8 protein-coding genes and 2 pseudogenes are annotated in these 11,855 nt (G+C 57.2%); 5 read left to right on the top strand and 5 right to left on the bottom strand.

Annotation, left to right across the window (positions count from 1 at the left end):
- Positions 1-14 precede the first annotated feature (14 nt).
- Positions 15-473: a hypothetical protein gene (locus AB5Y90_RS00725; RefSeq protein WP_127007549.1), complete on the top strand. Its 459-nt coding sequence runs from the start codon at positions 15-17 to the stop codon at positions 471-473.
- Between the two features lie 67 nt (positions 474-540).
- On the opposite strand, the gene ppsA is transcribed toward AB5Y90_RS00725, so the two are convergent.
- The gene (gene ppsA / locus AB5Y90_RS00720) at positions 541-2,925 is read right to left on the bottom strand and encodes a phosphoenolpyruvate synthase (RefSeq protein ID WP_368166415.1); all 2,385 of its coding nucleotides are present in this window, start codon (positions 2,923-2,925) and stop codon (positions 541-543) included.
- Positions 2,926-3,272: 347 nt separating this feature from the next.
- On the opposite strand from ppsA, the gene AB5Y90_RS00715 reads away from it, so the two are divergent.
- Entirely contained in the window at positions 3,273-4,085 is an 813-nt protein-coding gene (locus tag AB5Y90_RS00715; protein ID WP_021230888.1) for a pyruvate, water dikinase regulatory protein, read from the top strand.
- A 238-nt stretch (positions 4,086-4,323) separates the two neighbouring features.
- Here the strand turns inward: AB5Y90_RS00715 and AB5Y90_RS00710 are convergent, their stop codons facing one another.
- Entirely contained in the window at positions 4,324-4,659 is a 336-nt protein-coding gene (locus AB5Y90_RS00710) for a hypothetical protein (RefSeq protein WP_368166420.1), read from the bottom strand.
- 347 nt (positions 4,660-5,006) lie between these two features.
- On the opposite strand from AB5Y90_RS00710, the gene AB5Y90_RS00705 reads away from it, so the two are divergent.
- Positions 5,007-6,389 carry an amino acid permease gene (locus tag AB5Y90_RS00705; RefSeq protein ID WP_182963649.1) on the top strand — a complete coding sequence of 461 codons (1,383 nt, stop codon included), beginning with the start codon at positions 5,007-5,009 and terminating at the stop codon, positions 6,387-6,389.
- Between the two features lie 100 nt (positions 6,390-6,489).
- On the opposite strand, the gene AB5Y90_RS00700 is transcribed toward AB5Y90_RS00705, so the two are convergent.
- A complete protein-coding gene (locus tag AB5Y90_RS00700; protein ID WP_005344826.1) occupies positions 6,490-6,816 on the bottom strand; it encodes a helix-turn-helix transcriptional regulator in 327 nt (108 codons plus the stop codon).
- A gap of 106 nt (positions 6,817-6,922) precedes the next feature.
- Between AB5Y90_RS00700 and AB5Y90_RS00695 the strand changes: the two genes are divergently transcribed.
- Positions 6,923-7,993 carry a permease gene (locus tag AB5Y90_RS00695; RefSeq protein WP_279461985.1) on the top strand — a complete coding sequence of 357 codons (1,071 nt, stop codon included), beginning with the start codon at positions 6,923-6,925 and terminating at the stop codon, positions 7,991-7,993.
- Positions 7,994-8,120: 127 nt separating this feature from the next.
- Here AB5Y90_RS00695 and AB5Y90_RS00690 read toward each other — a convergent pair whose 3' ends face one another.
- A complete protein-coding gene (locus AB5Y90_RS00690) occupies positions 8,121-8,831 on the bottom strand; it encodes an HAD family hydrolase (RefSeq protein ID WP_368166414.1) in 711 nt (236 codons plus the stop codon).
- Between the two features lie 203 nt (positions 8,832-9,034).
- Between AB5Y90_RS00690 and AB5Y90_RS00685 the strand changes: the two are divergent.
- A pseudogene (locus tag AB5Y90_RS00685) lies at positions 9,035-10,590 on the top strand (methyl-accepting chemotaxis protein).
- Positions 10,591-10,837: 247 nt separating this feature from the next.
- On the opposite strand, the pseudogene AB5Y90_RS00680 reads toward AB5Y90_RS00685, so the two are convergent.
- Positions 10,838-11,517, bottom strand: a pseudogene (locus AB5Y90_RS00680) (IS5 family transposase); the annotation flags it as partial.
- Between the last annotated feature and the right edge of the window lie 338 nt (positions 11,518-11,855).

The following is an 11,855-nucleotide window of genomic DNA, read 5'->3' as shown; positions in this document are numbered from 1 at the left end:
CTAGGAGTATTACCATGAACAAACCTGTTACCTTGCTTCTGGCAACCCTGCTGGCCCCCCTCTCGGGACAGCTCTGCGCCCAGGAGTCCGTCACCATGGATGGCAAGCAGTACAGCACCATAGAGGTGAACGGCCAGACCTACCTCATTCCTGACAACGGCAGCAAGAAGCGGGTAGCCCGTAGTCTGGATGACAAAGTGCCGCAGCAAAGCCTGCGTCGCGGCGACGTGTTGATGCAAGGGGCGGCCAGCCCCGAGCTCACCGTCAGCGGTACCCTGCTGGTGGAAGCTGACGATACCAGCGCCAAGGCGCTGGCGACTCGCCACGGCTTGAACTTCAAGCAGAGCAGCGGCGGCATTGCCCTGCTTGAGGCCAAGTCGGGCACCGATCTCAATGCCATCGCCACCAAGCTCAAGAGCGAAGGGGTGAATGTGCAGATCGAGCTGTCGGGGGCCGAACAGCAGCCGAAATAGGTCGCGACACACAGATAACAAAGGGGGCCATCATGGCCCCCTTTCTGCTGCTCATTTTGACAGTGACTTACTTGGCGCCATGTTGCTCCGCCAGATAGAGCCAGGTATCGACTACGGTATCCGGGTTGAGCGACACCGAGTCGATCCCCTGCTCCACCAGCCAGGCGGCGAAGTCCGGGTGATCGGATGGGCCCTGACCGCAGATCCCCACGTACTTGCCCGCCTTGCGCGCAGCCTGAATAGCCATCGCCAGCAGCGCCTTGACCGCCTCGTTACGCTCGTCGAACAGATGGGCGATTAGCCCAGAGTCCCTGTCCAGCCCAAGGGTGAGCTGGGTCATGTCGTTGGAGCCGATGGAGAAGCCGTCCACGTGCTCGAGGAACTTGTCTGCCAACAGGGCGTTGCTCGGGATCTCGCACATCATGATCACCTTGAGCCCCCGCTCGCCACGGCGCAGACCGTTTTCGGCCAGGATCTCGATCACCTGCTCCGCCTCACCCACGGTGCGCACGAAGGGGATCATCACCTCGACGTTGGTCAACCCCATCACATCGCGCACCCGCTTGATCGCCTCACACTCGAGGGCAAAGCAGGGGCGGAAGCTATCGGCGATGTAGCGGGATGCGCCACGAAAACCGATCATCGGGTTCTCCTCGTGGGGCTCGTAGCCACGACCGCCCACCAGATTGGCGTACTCGTTGGACTTGAAGTCCGACATCCGCACAATCACCCGCTCCGGCCAGAACGCAGCACCCAGAGTGGCGATCCCCTCGGTCAGCTTGGCCACGTAGAACTCCCGCGGGCTGTCGTAACCGGCGATCATCTTGCCGATGGTGGCCTGCAGCTCTGGGGTTTGCTGGTCAAACTCCAGCAAGGCCTTGGGGTGCACGCCGATCATCCGGTTGATGATGAATTCAAGGCGCGCCAGCCCTACCCCGGCATTGGGCAACTGGGCAAAGTCGAAAGCGCGGTCCGGGTTGCCGACGTTCATCATGATCTTGATGGGCAGGCGCGGCATATTGCCCACCTCGGTCACCGCCACGTCGAAGTCCAGCTCGCCGTCATAGATAAAACCGGTATCCCCTTCCGCGCAGGAGACGGTGATCCGCTGGCCCGGCTGAATATGATCGGTAGCGTTGCCACAGCCTACCACTGCCGGAATGCCCAGCTCGCGGGCGATAATGGCGGCGTGACAGGTGCGGCCACCCCGGTTGGTGACGATGGCGGAGGCCCGCTTCATGATGGGCTCCCAGTCCGGGTCGGTCATGTCGGTGACCAGCACATCGCCGGGTTGCACTTCGTCCATCTGGCTGATGGATGAGATGACCCGCGCCGGGCCCGCGCCAATCTTGTGACCGATAGCCCGCCCCTCGATCAGCACCTTGCCCGCTTGCTTGAGGGCAAAACGTTCGAGGGTGTTGGCCTCCTGACGGCTGCGCACGGTTTCCGGGCGGGCCTGCACTATGTAGAGTTGGCCATCCTGACCATCCTTGGCCCACTCGATGTCCATCGGGCGGCCATAGTGCTGCTCAATGATGAGGGCCTGTTTCGCCAGCGCCATCACCTCCTCATCGGTGATGCAGAAGCGGCTGCACTCGGCCTCATTGGTGTCGACAATCTTCACCTGACGGCCGTGACCAGCATCGTCCGAGTAGGTCATCTTGATAAGCTTGGAGCCGAGGGTCTTGCGCACCACCGCCGGGCGCCCCCCCTTGAGGGTCGGCTTGTGCACATAGAACTCGTCCGGGTTGACCGCGCCCTGCACCACCATCTCGCCAAGACCATGGGCGCCGGTGATAAAGACCACGTCGTTGAAACCGGACTCGGTATCCAGGGTAAACATGACGCCGGAGGCGGCGAGATCCGAGCGCACCATCCGCTGTACCCCGGCCGAGAGGGCAACACCCTTGTGGTCGTAGCCCTGATGCACCCGATAGGAGATGGCGCGATCGTTGAACAGGGAAGCAAACACATGCTTGACCGCCGTCATGACGGCATCGATGCCACGTACGTTGAGGAAGGTCTCCTGCTGACCGGCAAAGGAGGCGTCCGGCATATCCTCGGCGGTGGCGGAGGAGCGCACCGCAAACGAGGCACTCATGCCATCACCCAAGCCTGCACTCAACTTCTCATAGGCAATCCGGATCGCCTGCTCCAGCTCGGGCTGGAACGGGGCTTCGATCACCCAGTCGCGGATCTGCTGACCGGCCCGGTTAAGGGCGGCGATATCGTCCACGTCGAGATTGTCGAGCAGATGGTGGATCTTGCCGTTGAGGCCGCTTGACTCCAGAAACTCGTTAAACGCAAAGGCGGTGGTAGCAAAGCCCCCCGGCACGGATACGCCGGCGCCAGAGAGGTTGCTGATCATCTCGCCAAGGGATGCGTTCTTGCCGCCAACTCGTTCTACGTCCTGCATTCCGAGTTGTTCGTACCAGAGCACGTACTGTTGCACTTGGATGTCTCCAGGTTGGTGGGCACCGATGCCATAGCACCTCGTGCGCCCGATTTAATCGATGAGGTTATGGGTAAGTCAGGTGCGTTATTGTCTGTTTCTTTTGTTGCCAACGACCATGAAAACGTTTTCCACTGGTTTTCAAAAAAATCCCCGAGCAAGAGTTGGGGATGGTCGAATGACCGGAACATTCTACAATGGCGACACAAAAAGATAACGATTCAGGTTTGCAAGCCACTTCACAACTTGGGCACAGCAGACCGGTTGACAAAACTGGTATGGTTTCGGGAGATACTTCTCACCCCTTACCCCATGCGACCCCACCCGCGGTATCACAGGAGCCCTACGTGCACACCGTATTTTATGTTTCAGACGGAACCGCTATCACCGCCGAAGTGTTCGGTCACGCGGTATTGAGCCAGTTTCCGCTGGCCTTCGAGCAGATCACTATCCCCTTTGTGGAGACACTGGAGAAAGCCCGTCAGGTACGGATGCGGATCGACGAGCAGTTCCGCCAGACCGGGGTACGCCCCATCCTGTTTCACACCATCGTCGACCCGCTGGTACGGGAAGAGGTACTGAAATCGGAAGCGTGCGGCCACGACTTTCTCAATACCTTCGTCAGCCCGCTGGAGCAGGAGCTGGGGGTAAAAGCCGAGCCCCGCCTCCACCGCACCCACGGTATGGAGAACCGCAAGCTCTATGACGATCGCATCGAGGCGGTCAACTTCGCACTGGCCAACGACGATGGCATCACCACCAAAGAGTACGATGAGGCGGATATCATCCTGATCGGGGTCTCCCGCTGCGGCAAGACCCCCACCAGCCTCTATCTGGCGCTGCAGTTCGGCATTCGTGCCGCCAACTACCCCTTTATCGAGCAGGACATGGGGATGCTGGAGCTGCCCGCCCCCCTCAAGGCCAACCGTCACAAACTGTTTGGCCTCACCATCGCGCCGCAGCGGCTGCACGAGATCCGTAACCAGCGCCGCGCCAACAGCCGCTACTCCTCCATCGAACAGTGCGAGCAGGAGCTGACCTGCGTGGAGCGACTGTTTCGCCAGGAGGCGATCCGCTTCCTCGATACCAGCTCCCACTCGGTGGAGGAGATCAGCGCCAAGGTCCTCGAGGCGACCGGTCTGCGCCGCCAGCTCTGTTAAGCCAGCTTGACAGCTATCGGCATCAACAAAAGATAAAAATTACAGTGTCGCGGCGAAAGTCAGCTGTGGCGAACTGCAATTCACATAGATGACAGTGAAAAGCGTGGATAAAAAAGGGATAAGCACCACAAATGCTTATCCCTCTTCTTGTCGACCTTGCCGTTGTGCCCTTGTCACCTGCTGCCAGTTGCCGCTATTCGATTCCGTTCTGCTGCGCTCGGCAAACAGCCAGCGTTAACTAACGATTGAGCTCAGGGTTGTTCATCAACCTGGCATAGAAGGCCAGCAAACCGTGGCGCAGGCGAACCCGCTCCGCCAGCCAGCCGCCAACGAGCGCCCCCGTTACCCCACCCACCAGCAACAGCGACTGCCAGTAGTGCAGCAATCCGTGATCACCGAGTAACAGCCAACCCAGCAACATAATCGCGGCCACCAGCAACAACAGCGGACTGGCAGCAATCCCTAACCAGAGCGCCACCAGCACACCCCGGGCAACCCTTTGTTGCAGCACGCTTTCGCGCTCTCTGTACTCCAACTCCCTGCACTCTTCCCTGTACTCTTGCTTGTTTGGCATCATTTGCATCCATTTGTGGCTTGGCACCACAAAAGCACACCAACAAGACAAAATGTCAACAAAACAGAATTCGATTGCACAAACATCGACCAGAAACTACCAAGTAGCCTCTTCAAATCATTAAAAAGCTACCTTTGGTACAAAATACGGCCATTAGAGATGGAAAACAGGTGCATTCATGGCGGATTATCACTATTCTGCTTCGGTTGCCAGCCAACACTAAAAATTGAAAACGGCATGGCGTAACGAAATAAATACAGCTTTCGTCAGGTTTTGGCTACGCACTGCGGCCTGCTCAGGATGAGCCCAACACCGACCAGAGACAACAGAGATGTAAGGACAGACCCATGGATTTGAAACAAGACGGTGAGGAGCTGAAGCGCGGCCTTAAAAACCGCCACATTCAGTTGATTGCTTTGGGCGGCGCCATCGGCACCGGCCTCTTTCTGGGCATTGCCCAAACCATCAAGATGGCAGGCCCCTCAGTCCTGCTGGGGTATGCAATCGGCGGCTTTATCGCCTTCCTGATCATGCGCCAGCTCGGTGAAATGGTGGTGGAAGAGCCGGTAGCTGGCTCCTTCAGCCACTTTGCCTACAAATACTGGGGCGAGTTTGCCGGTTTTGCGTCCGGCTGGAACTACTGGGTGCTCTACGTGCTGGTGAGCATGGCCGAGCTGACCGCGGTGGGCATCTATGTCCAGTACTGGTGGCCCGAGATCCCGACCTGGATGTCGGCAGCCTTCTTTTTCGTGCTGATCAACGCCATCAACCTCTCCAACGTCAAAGCGTTTGGCGAGATGGAGTTCTGGTTCGCCATCATCAAGGTGGTCGCCATCATCGGCATGATTGGCTTTGGCGGCTATCTGCTCCTCTCCGGTGCCGGCGGACCCGAGGCAAGCGTCACCAACCTGTGGGCTCAGGGCGGTTTCTTCCCCAACGGCATCAGCGGTCTGGTGATGGCGATGGCGGTGATCATGTTCTCCTTTGGCGGTCTGGAGCTGGTGGGCATTACCGCCGCCGAAGCGGACAACCCCGAGAAGAGCATTCCCAAGGCCACCAATCAGGTGATCTACCGCATCCTCATCTTCTACATCGGCGCCCTGGCTATCCTGATGTCCCTCTATCCCTGGGGTAAAGTGGTGGAAGGCGGCAGCCCATTCGTGATGATTTTCCACGCTCTGGACAGCAATCTGGTCGCCACCGTACTCAACATCGTGGTACTGACGGCGGCACTGTCGGTCTACAACAGCTGCGTCTACTGCAACAGCCGGATGCTGTTCGGTCTGGCCAAACAGGGCAACGGCCCGAAAGCCCTGCTCAAAACCAACAAGAGCGGCGTGCCGCTGGTTGCTCTCTCGGTCTCGGCCATCGCCACCCTGCTCTGCGTGCTGATCAACTACCTGATGCCGGGCAAGGCGTTCGGCCTGCTGATGGCGCTGGTGGTCTCCGCACTGGTGATCAACTGGGCGATGATCAGCCTCGCGCACCTCAAGTTCCGCAAGGCCAAGGTCGCAGAAGGCGTCCAGCCCAAGTTCAAGGCGTTCTGGTACCCCTTCGGCAACTATCTCTGCCTCGCGTTCATGGCTGGCATCCTGGTGATCATGTATATGACCCCGGATTTCCGTATCTCGGTCGAACTGATCCCAGCCTGGCTGGTGGTACTAGGCATTGGCTTTGTCATCAAGCGCAAAGGACAAGCTCAAAGCCAGGTCGCAGCCAATCTGGGTTAATGCCCGAATCTAGCGACATCAATGCAAAACGCCGATCACATGATCGGCGTTTTTTTATTGCGCGCAGCGCAACTGACCGCACTACTAGCAGCCATAGCCCTCAGGAAGGCAGCTCTTGCCTTTGATCTTGCCGATGCTCCGGGCTGTTGACGCAACACTCATCGCGGAAAAAAGCGATGATCTCCTCCAACACCGCGTATTGAGAGACGCAAAGCAGGGTGCGACTCTCCCGGTTTTGCTTCACCAGCCCCACCGAGACCAGCGCCGCGATATGGTGGCTGAGGGTGGAAGCGGGGATCGCCAGCTGCTTTTGCAGCTCACCCACCGGCAGCCCCTGCTCTCCCGCCTTGACCAGATGCTTGAAGATAAACAACCGGGTCGGATGACCCAGCTCTTTCAATGCCTTGGCGACCTCTTCCAGTTGCATCTCTGCGCCCTCCACGAATTTGATATTTCGATAATACCAGAAATATCTTGACCGGCCATTCATTTCGATTATTTTGGAAATATAGAAACAAAGTGAGGATACGACAATGAATGAGTGGTTAACCATGCTGACCGATGCAGCCCAGATGTTCCTGTTTCTGGCTGTCGAGCTGTCGGTGCTGTTTCTGGTCATTAGCGCCGGGGTCAGCCTGATCCGCCAGAAGATCCCCGACGAGAAGATCCAGCGGATGCTGGGGGCGCGCCATGGCAAGGGCTATCTGCTCTCGGCCCTGCTCGGTGCCGTCACCCCCTTTTGCAGCTGCTCCACCATCCCCATGCTGAGAGGATTGCTCTCGGCCAAGGCTGGCTTTGGCCCCACCCTCACCTTCCTGTTTATCTCGCCACTGCTGAACCCCATCATCGTCGGCTTGATGTGGGCCACCTTTGGCTGGAAAGTGACCCTGCTCTACGCCGTGATCGCCGCCAGCGTCTCCGTCATGGCGAGCATGCTGCTCGACAGATTGGGGTTCGAGCGCCATGTCATCGACCCCAAAGAGGCCACCCCCTCTTGCGGTAGCGGCTGTGGCCCGGCAACCCGCGCCACCACTCAAGCACATTGCAGTGACAACCAACGCAGTGCCATTCGCGCAATCAAACCCCTCAACGGGGCAGCGTGCTGCCCGGCTCCGCAACCAGAGATGGCAGAGCAGGCCGCCCTCTCCTGCTGCAGCGATGGCACTGCAACCCTAGCCAGTGCGCCACAGCTCCCCACCGCCTGGGTCAAAGCTCGCATCGATGCCTGGCAGCAGTTCAAAGCGGTATTGCCCTTCCTGCTGCTGGGGGTGCTTATCGGCTCATTTATCTACGGCTTTATTCCGGCCGAGTGGATCGCCGCCCATGCTGGTGCCGACAACCCGCTGGCCATTCCATTCAGCGCCATCGTCGGGATCCCGCTCTACATCCGCGCCGAGGCCGTGATCCCGCTGGCGTCGGTACTGCTGGGCAAAGGGATGGGGATGGGCGCCGTCATGGCGCTGATCATCGGCAGTGCCGGTGCCAGTCTAACCGAGGTGATCCTGCTCAAATCCATGTTAAGAACCCCGATGATTGCGGCCTTCCTTACCGTGATCCTCGGCATGGCGATCCTGATGGGCTACCTGACGCAACTGTTGTTTTAAGTCGCCCATCATTAAACAGACAGGGTGTTAAGCCAGCAGAGTGTGAAACCATCAGGCTTCACATAGACAAAACGCCGATCAACTGATCGGCGTTTTGCATGTTCCGTACGACAATCTGCAACCGGCGTTACAGATATTGCCCGATAATGGGGAGCAGATCCTCGACGTCACGGGCGATATGGTCGGGTTGGTGTTCCCAGCGCTCCGGGGTCGCGCGGCTATAGCCGACAGCCACCGATATCACACGGCTCTGCTCGCCAAGCGCCGCTTGCAAATGACGGGCAAACTGCACATCCGCTTCATGGTCACCGATATAGATCAGCGACTGGCACCTGGCTGGGCCGAAGATAGACTCCAGACATTTGAGGCCACCGAAAGGATGAGGTTTTTGCTGCTGTCCGGGCACGTCATCATAGCCGACCACAGCCTTGAACAGGCTGTTCACGCCATGCAGCTCCAGTACCCGGCGAATGTTTTTTTGGGAGTTCTGCGAACAAATTCCGTGGGAAATGGCAGAGAAATGGTCAATCACCGCCTCCAGCCCCGCAAAAAAACGCACCTCGGTCCGGTTCATCTCCTGATGCTTGGCCCACAGACTGCCAGCCAGCACCATCTCGTCCCGCGACAAACCGTAGTAATCCATATAGAGCGCCTGCCAGTTCTTGGCGGCGTGATTGGCATGGTGATACTCCGCTTCGCTGCGCAGATAGCGCGGCAGATGTTCTCCGGTCAGATGGGGGGCGACCTCAGCCAGGATCTGCTTGGTGATATCGATATTCTTCGGCACCGAATTGACCAGAGTACCGTCATAATCCCATAAAATCGCATCCAACTTCATTGCGTTACCTGTCTCGCTTCACAGCCATAAGTCACGCCATGTTACTTGGCTTGCCTCCCCTCGCCAAACCGCGCTGTAAAAATGTGAGACCCATCCCGTCCCCACGCAGCAGCACAAGAGTTAATGTGCAACAACACAATAAATGAACATCCTCTGCCATACTCAGACGAAGTATTCCGTTACGCCGAAACCGGAGTCTGATCATGGTAACCAGCTCGCTTCACACCACAGATACCGAGGTTGAATTTGCCGACGATATCCAGTTGGTATCGACGACCGATCTCAAAGGGGACATCACCTACGCCAATCCGGCGTTTTGTCAGGTGGCAGGCTATCGCCTGGAAGAGATGTTGGGGCAGCATCACAATCTGGTGCGCCACCCCGACATGCCCAAGGCAGCGTTTGCCGATCTCTGGGCCCACCTGCAGGCGGGTAAACCATGGCGAGGGATGGTAAAAAATCGCTGCAAAGATGGTCGCTATTATTGGGTTGATGCCTATGTCACCCCGATCTATGAAGATGGTGCAAGATGGTCGGTTACCAATCCGTCCGCTGCCGTCCCGCCGCAGAGCACAAAGCGCGTGCCAGCCAGATGTACAAAACCCTTAAAGCCCGTGAAACCGGCTCTGCCATTCACATGGGCCTGCGTCAACTCACGCCGGCCATGATGACCATCCCCCTGCTGCTCGTCAGCGTGATCAGCGCGGTCTGGCTGCTCTCACCGCTGCAGGCGCTCTGGGTCATCATTCCCCTCTTGGCAGCCATCTGGTTCAATCGCCACCCTCTCTTCCTCACACCGCGATTCTTGCAGCAGCTCGAACAGGATTACGACAGCATCAGCCGCCTTATCTTCTCGGGGGATGCCCCCCACAGCATTGCCGATTTCCATATCAAGCTCGGGCAAGCGAAGATCCGTACCGTACTCGGCAGGGTAGATGACACCACCGCGTCGCTCAATGCCATGGCCAATGACCTGCGTGGCTCCGCCTCGCTGGCCAGCCAGGATATCTCTTCGCAAGACACGCAGATCCAGCAGATTGCCACCGCCGTCACCCAGATGGCTTCGGCCGCCGAGGAGATCAACCGCAATATTCAAGACAGCAACAGCCAGATTGAAGAGGCCCGTAGCCACTGCATCACCACCAGCACCCAGCTTTCGGAAGCAGGAGAAGAGATGTCGGCGCTGGCCACCCAAGCGGAGCAAGCCTTTCAGTCAGCCGTTGAGCTGGCGAGCGAGTCCGAGCGGATCGGCACCATCATGAGCGAAATTCGCGGCATTGCGGATCAAACCAACCTGCTGGCGCTCAATGCCTCCATCGAAGCCGCACGGGCAGGCGATCAGGGGCGTGGCTTTGCAGTGGTGGCGGACGAGGTTCGCAGCCTGTCGACCAGAACCCACAAGGCGACAGAGCAGATCCAGAACAGCATTGGCCATATCCAGCAAACCCTGGGGGGATGGAAAGAGATGATGCATCTCAATGTGACCAGAACCAACGCCTGCCTCGCCACCACCCAGGCAAGTACCGGCAACCTGAATCAGGTTGTGATCGAGATAGACAAGGTCTCTGATTTTTCAAACCAGATCACCGCCGCTGCCACCGAGCAACAAGCGGTCATCGAGGAGATCAGTCGCAATATCAACCAGATATCCTCGCTCTCTCACGATAACAGTCTCAAAATCGATCAGGTGAGTGAAACCAGTGCCAACTTGCAGAGCAAAGCGAGCCAGCTCAAGGACTTAAGCCGGACATTCGGATAGCAGCATGCAGATAAAGTCCATGTAAACGAAGGGCCACCCGTCTGGGTGGCCCTGTTGTTTATAAGGCTTAACTGTAGATCCTAAACTGATCACTACCATTTAAGTTGGAAACTCTCTGGTCAAAAAATTCAATATCTTAGCGATTCCCAATATGACAATTAAGACCCTATCCCAATAGGGTTTTGTTCCACACAATAATGCCGCAAGCGAAATGCAGCATCGCTTCATAATTCTCGACTTTCTTCTCCCAGCGAGTCAGCACACGACGGAAGCGATTCATCCAACTGTGAGTTCTCTCTACCACCCAACGGTGCGCTTTAAAATCAGTGTTTTTCATGGCTTCAGATTCTTCTTTACGCGATTGAATGTGAGGTTCGTAATAGCGGCTCTTCAGATAGTCTTCCAGCCATTGTGCTTCATAGCCTTTATCCAGGCAGAGATGGAGCCTCCGGCCAGGCCTGCACGTCTGAAGACTGTCAAGCGTGTCAGCAACCAGCTTGATGTCATGCGTATTTGCCCCCGTGACAACCAGTGATAGCGGAAGCCCGTTCGCATCTGTGAGCAGACTGCGTTTTACCCCTTGTTTTCCTCTGTCTGTGGGGTTGCGTCCCGTTTTTTTGAGCCCGCCAAGGGAGACTTCGTGATACAACCGTCCATCGACAGCCATGACCAGTCGATGGCGCCCTGCTTTGCGCAATCAAGTAAGCCATTTTGCCAGAACCGCTCAAACACCCCAGCATCACGCCACTCTTGAAAGCGTCGGTGAGCAGAACTGGATGAGCAAATGCCGGTAGCATTGAGGGCATTCCATTGGCACCCCGTCCTAAGCACAAAGAAAATGGCGTTCATCGCGGCACGATTATCCACCCGCTTGCGATGCCTCCCCAGCGGGTGGTTGGTTTTGTGTTCTGGAAGCAATGGTTCCATTTTTGCCCAGAGCTCATCACTAATCAGCCAGTTATCGCCCGCCATCCGCCCCTCAGAAATTGTCACACAACACTATTTTTGTCTGACAACTCCTTTTGGGATAGGTTCTAAGTTGGAAACTTGAAAGAGATTCTCCATCCGCTCCACAAACAAACAGGACATTGAAGTTGGAAACCGAAACCCGCCACATCTTAATATGACGTAATCATTGGCACGCCTATTCGTTCCACATCGAGCCTTACCCTAGGGAAGGTGCGAACAAGTCCCTGATATGAGATCATGTTTGTCATCTGGAGCCATGAAAAAGGGTTCATCATGAGTCATCAGCTCACCTTCGC

The organism is Aeromonas sp. R4-1, assembly GCF_040908325.1.
Classification (GTDB): Bacteria; Pseudomonadota; Gammaproteobacteria; order Enterobacterales; family Aeromonadaceae; genus Aeromonas; species Aeromonas veronii.
Note: the sequence above shows the minus strand (reverse complement) of the source record. Positions and strands in the feature narration are given on the sequence as shown.

Excerpts from the sequence above, each read along its gene's own strand:
- AB5Y90_RS00695 (WP_279461985.1), top strand. The coding sequence starts at position 6,923 with ATGAATGAGTGGTTAACCATGCTGACCGATGCAGCCCAGATGTTCCTG.
- AB5Y90_RS00710 (WP_368166420.1), bottom strand. The coding sequence starts at position 4,659 with ATGCCAAACAAGCAAGAGTACAGGGAAGAGTGCAGGGAGTTGGAGTAC.
- AB5Y90_RS00690 (WP_368166414.1), bottom strand. The coding sequence starts at position 8,831 with ATGAAGTTGGATGCGATTTTATGGGATTATGACGGTACTCTGGTCAAT.
- AB5Y90_RS00700 (WP_005344826.1), bottom strand. The coding sequence starts at position 6,816 with ATGCAACTGGAAGAGGTCGCCAAGGCATTGAAAGAGCTGGGTCATCCG.
- AB5Y90_RS00725 (WP_127007549.1), top strand. The coding sequence starts at position 15 with ATGAACAAACCTGTTACCTTGCTTCTGGCAACCCTGCTGGCCCCCCTC.
- AB5Y90_RS00705 (WP_182963649.1), top strand. The coding sequence starts at position 5,007 with ATGGATTTGAAACAAGACGGTGAGGAGCTGAAGCGCGGCCTTAAAAAC.